1 protein-coding gene is annotated in these 872 nt (G+C 40.0%); it reads right to left on the reverse strand.

The features are described from left to right. The coding region (locus tag ACFSAV_RS08535) for a phage tail tip fiber protein (RefSeq protein WP_379098527.1) at window positions 1-872 on the reverse strand (872 nt) is incomplete at both ends.

Genomic DNA, 872 nt, shown 5'->3' on the forward strand with positions numbered 1-872 from the left:
CCATGACGAGTTTCTGTCGATTCATATAATCGACCAGATACCGAAGATAGTGCATCTATAATAAATAAATCTCTATCAACATTCACACTCTCAACAAGTACTCTGACTCGCTTACGTAAATAAGAAATATAATACATTGGGTTTGAACCAAAAGATCCCGCACTGATAGTGCCAATTCTCTTTGAACGACAAGTAAAAACTTCTAAGATGTTACCGCCAACAATTTGGTTTACTTCTAGATCGCCAGTAAAAGTACCAGTTACCCCCTCAATCCTTGCTCCTCGAATCAATCCCCCCTCAAAAGTGTTACCTTTGATATAGCCACCTTCGATATTAGGAGCGGTGATTATGCTGTTAGCTTGAAGCTTATCTCCGCTAATAGTCCCGTTGGCAATTAAATCGCCATCTAAAACCACTTTAGCACTACCATTTTCTGTTAAGATAGAAAACGGTGTTTTAAGAGTGCTACTGTTTGGATCGGCAATAATAAATTTACTTGCAGAAATAATCACTTGAGATTCATCACTCTCAGCATCTGCACCAATTGCAATACCCGCAATCGCTTTCTTACCACTTGCATGATCTTCAACTTTGAGAATGTGCATTGAATTCATTCTTGCTGCATTGCTTTTCCCAGTCTTCTCAATCTTCGTTATCTGTTCAGCAAGTTCTTGTGAAAAAGCATTACTTGAGATTTGACCTTTTAGATACTCAACAAGTTTTGAACCCGAGCTTTCAGATGTGCCGGCGACAGATTCTGTGAACTGGCCCGCATTCCCGTTAGCGGTATCAATCATACGCACCCAGAAATAATGCGTTTCATTCACGCCTAAGCCGTCAAATGAATAGCTATTTGTTGGATATGCCAGCGT

Origin of the sequence: Pasteurella oralis (genome assembly GCF_042681465.1) — a bacterium.
In the GTDB taxonomy this organism is placed as follows: Bacteria; Pseudomonadota; Gammaproteobacteria; order Enterobacterales; family Pasteurellaceae; genus Pasteurella; species Pasteurella oralis.